Raw genomic sequence first — 3,665 nt, 5'->3', positions numbered from 1 at the left:
TGTGCTAATCATAAATCACGGAGTAAGCATGACAATAGAAGTAATTGTTGCAGACTATTCAAATGAAAAACATGCTGATGACCTTGTTTCCTTATTGAATGATTATGCTATTGATCCAATGGGCGGAAATGAACCTTTGGATCAATACGTCAAAGAAAACCTGGCCAAAGAACTTGGTAAGGTTACAAGTGCTTTCAGTATTCTTTGTTATGTTGATGGTAAGCCTGCTGGTTTTGCAAATTGCTTCGAAGGGTTTTCAACCTTTAAATGTAAGCCCCTTATAAACATTCATGATATTGCAGTTAAAAATGAATATCGCGGAAAAAAGTTAAGCCAAATAATACTTGATAAAATTGAGGAAATTGCTTTTCAGAAGGGATGTTGCAAAATCACTTTGGAAGTATTAGAAGGTAATAAGCCCGCTCAGCAAGCCTACCTAAAATATGGTTTTGAACCATATAAATTAAACGGTGATAATGGTTGTGCTCAGTTTTGGCAAAAACAAGTAACACGCACATAACAAGAGCATCCAGCGGACGGCGCTAGACGCGCCGCCGCTTATGCAGGCGTTAAGCGCTTAAATAAACATTGGAGATAAATTCATGGATTGGAAATATTCACTTCCAACACAATGTCCACCAAAGGAAGCAAGAAATGATGAGATTGAATTGTACAGATTAGTAATGAACTCCCCTCCTAATTCTAACGACTTTATTCCGCTTGCGTTTGAGCTAAAAACCCCACATCAGAATTTTGATGAATTCATGAATTGTTGCTCTCATGGGTTATCAGCTTTTAAAAATATTGAGGGTGCAATTAAATGGAGAAGGAAGTATAAAAAGAAATTTAAACATCACAAAATATCAAGGGGAGTTATCAAAAAGGAAGATGGAATGGTTCTTGAAACCTTCACAAAGCCTCACATAACATGGTGGGTTTCCACAAAACAACCTGAAAGAGGGTTTGTAGAGGTAGAAGAGAATGTCGCAGCATAATTACTTAAACACTGAGATTAAAAATCTCAAACCTTGGGAAATATTTGATTTTTTCGAAGGCCCACGATTTTATAGCTGCAAAAACCAAACTGGGCAAATATACCTTGTTCACTGGGTTGACGACATAAATGACTGTGATGTTTGGCTTTATTCAAAGGTCAGTTTTGAGAAGTACTGTGCTTTAAAAAATAAAAAAATTGATATTCGATCTTGCTTTGAAAAACCAGAAGAAGGTTTTTCATACTTAGTCACAGTTGCATCAAAAAAAGAATTTAATGTCGATTTTATTAAATCAGAAAGCTATGACCCTGAATGGCTGCCTGATGAAGGTGAATTTTTAGAATGTAATACTTTATCAACAACTCTTCCACAAAAAGTAGTCGATATTCAAGAAGCTGCTGTTGCAAATTCAAGACAAGTACTTGACCTAGCGTTTAGTAAAGCACACCAAACATATGAAATTGCATCCGACACACTGGGTAAAGTTCTAACAACATTACAAAACTATCTTTATTCTTCAGCGTGTCCAAGCGATATTGATATTCGTAGGGTTCCAGAACATATTAAAGATGAAAATACTCTTATGGTGTCTGGTCTTTTTGCGAGTTCTTTTGGTGTAAGGTTACAAAGTAAAAATAGCGATTTATTTGCAGACTCAAGCCAAAATCAAAACCTTCATAAATTCATGGAGCTTCTTACTGCTACAGAAGAAAGTGATCGAGTACTAAAAGAAGTTAAAAGCTACAACTTATTGTCTAGAGCCAGATACAAAGCAGTACTTCAAGAGTTGGTTGCTGCTGGGGTTTCAGTTAAAGCAGAATGGTCTGATCCACATGGTAACTTTAGAGCTTCAAGTATACCATTTCATCGGATAAAAGAGGCATTAAGGCAATTAGAAGAGGGTGAATCGAGTGATACTCAAACAGTCAAATACAAAGAAATAAGGCTTGTCGGAGTAGATATTGAAAATGACTTTTTTGCCGTTGTAAAAAATGATGGTGAATTGTTAAAAGGTAAACTCGATAAATCTTTGGAATCATATCAATTCAATGTGCCAAGTATTGTAAATGCAACCATTGAAGAAACATGTAAAATCAATCCTGTCACAGATAAAGAGAAGTGGTCATATAAACTCATAGAGATCGAGAAATCAGCGCCTAACAAGTAAATCCAGGTGACGCCTACGGCGCACCTGATTTAGGCGTTATGTGGCTAAACCGAATGCAACATCTAGGTTTTATTTCTTGATTAGTGATTTTGATAAGATAGCTATAATTTATTGAGTTGGCTTAATATGGAAACTAATGAACAAAAATTAATTTTGAAAAATCTTATTGATAGAATTTATTTTGATAATCAGACTGGGGAGCAAGTTCTTCCAGGAGTGATAACAACATCTGAAATAAAAGTTCTGAGTTTGCTCTTGGATAAACTAAATAATATACATTGTGGTGATAAGTCTCTTGAAAAGAAAGTGGACGAAAGTAAAACCGACTTATTAAAAAGAGTTCATGCATCAGACTTTATTAAAGTTTCAGAAAAAAGTACTTTGAGAAAAATAATAGATGATGTTTTTTTAGAGGTTAAGTTAGATTTTTTTGAAACTAAAAAAAGTTCGGACTTAAAGTTAAATTTCTTGTTGTTTTTCTTGTTTGATAGCAACAAAAAGCTTGCTTACGAATTTATCATATATTGTAGCTCAATACTTCCTGTAAAACTGAGAGAAAAAGATGGCATCTATTACTTTGTGGGAGTAAGTAGGAAAGCTAAATCATATCCGGTTGACGCTGAATATCCTACGTTTTCATTTTGGTCTAAAAATCTTGATTTTTCTTACTTTAATTTTAATGAGAAAAATATAATAGATATCGCTTCGATAGCATATGAAAAATATTGCGAATTTCATGAGATGAGAGAATTTAAGTGGCCAACAACTGATATATTTAAAGGTTCTGATGTATCGCCTGCTTTAGATTTTACTGATAACAAAGGGTTGCTCAGTATCTATGGCTACCGTGTGGGGAAAAATGGAAAGAGTGAATCAGAAAGAAAAAATATCTTGCGCAAATTGATGGAGTTAAACCTAAGAACTGAAAATCTACGATTGGATGAAAATTATATTTATAGTTGGGGGCAAGGAAATACCAAGGATAGACTAAAGAAACTAGCTTATACATTGGCTGCTTTTGTGAAGAATGCCAAAAGAAAAAAATTTGACTATAAAGAGTCTATTTCTGACTGGGAGCAGGACTTGGCTTTTTTGAAGGAAAATTATTATGATGGATTTTATAGTTTTGCTTGGCCTACGTTAATCAGTATCAAAAGTAATTGAATTCTATCGTTTTTGTTCATAAGTTTAAGTTAGTAAGTTCTCAAAACAGTGAAATCTGCCACATAAATCGGGTAAGGGCTGGTCTTTCTCCAACCCTCCCCACAGCACCCGGCATGCGGGGCCGCACCGGGCGGTTCAACGATGATGGTGAAACCTGATCCATAAGTCTCTCAATGAAACAAGCCCAATTTTCACAAGGTAACTGTTATTCAGTGCCTGCTGAACCGCATAGGTTTTACTTAGACGGTAATACCCTTTGCTGCTGGCTGCGATCTTGGCGGCGTTCACTTTATCAACGCCTAACCTGACCAGATTCTTGAAACGGGTTTTCGGCTTGC

At 35.5% G+C, this 3,665-nt stretch carries 4 protein-coding genes and 1 pseudogene; 4 read left to right on the top strand and 1 reads right to left on the bottom strand.

Going from position 1 to position 3,665, the window contains the following annotated elements; all coding sequences use genetic code 11:
- The 4 genes from ACO6V1_RS22970 to ACO6V1_RS22955 all read left to right on the top strand — a co-directional run.
- On the top strand, nucleotides 1-520 hold a 520-nt coding region (locus tag ACO6V1_RS22970; RefSeq protein ID WP_422468804.1), incomplete at its 5' end, for a GNAT family N-acetyltransferase.
- Nucleotides 521-602: 82 nt separating this feature from the next.
- Nucleotides 603-995, top strand: coding sequence for a hypothetical protein (locus ACO6V1_RS22965; RefSeq protein WP_422450687.1), 393 nt, complete (start codon nucleotides 603-605; stop codon nucleotides 993-995).
- A complete protein-coding gene (locus ACO6V1_RS22960) occupies nucleotides 982-2,163 on the top strand; it encodes a DUF6575 domain-containing protein (protein ID WP_422450686.1) in 1,182 nt (393 codons plus the stop codon). The genes ACO6V1_RS22965 and ACO6V1_RS22960 overlap by 14 nt, the downstream gene beginning before the upstream one ends.
- A gap of 126 nt (nucleotides 2,164-2,289) precedes the next feature.
- Complete coding sequence (locus ACO6V1_RS22955) at nucleotides 2,290-3,327, top strand: hypothetical protein (RefSeq protein ID WP_422450685.1); 1,038 nt, start codon at nucleotides 2,290-2,292, stop codon at nucleotides 3,325-3,327.
- Nucleotides 3,328-3,462: 135 nt separating this feature from the next.
- Here the strand turns inward: ACO6V1_RS22955 and ACO6V1_RS22950 are convergent.
- A pseudogene (locus ACO6V1_RS22950) lies at nucleotides 3,463-3,665 on the bottom strand (group II intron reverse transcriptase/maturase); the annotation flags it as partial.

It is taken from the genome of Endozoicomonas sp. ALC013 (genome assembly GCF_049310205.1).
Classification (GTDB): Bacteria; Pseudomonadota; Gammaproteobacteria; order Pseudomonadales; family Endozoicomonadaceae; genus Endozoicomonas.
The sequence above is the reverse complement of the archived record's forward strand: the minus strand, read 5'-3'. Positions and strand labels throughout refer to the sequence as shown.

Bases quoted from the DNA above. Each gene is read 5' to 3' on its own strand.
- ACO6V1_RS22965 (WP_422450687.1), top strand. From the start codon at position 603: ATGGATTGGAAATATTCACTTCCAACACAATGTCCACCAAAGGAAGCA.
- ACO6V1_RS22960 (WP_422450686.1), top strand. From the start codon at position 982: ATGTCGCAGCATAATTACTTAAACACTGAGATTAAAAATCTCAAACCT.
- ACO6V1_RS22955 (WP_422450685.1), top strand. From the start codon at position 2,290: ATGGAAACTAATGAACAAAAATTAATTTTGAAAAATCTTATTGATAGA.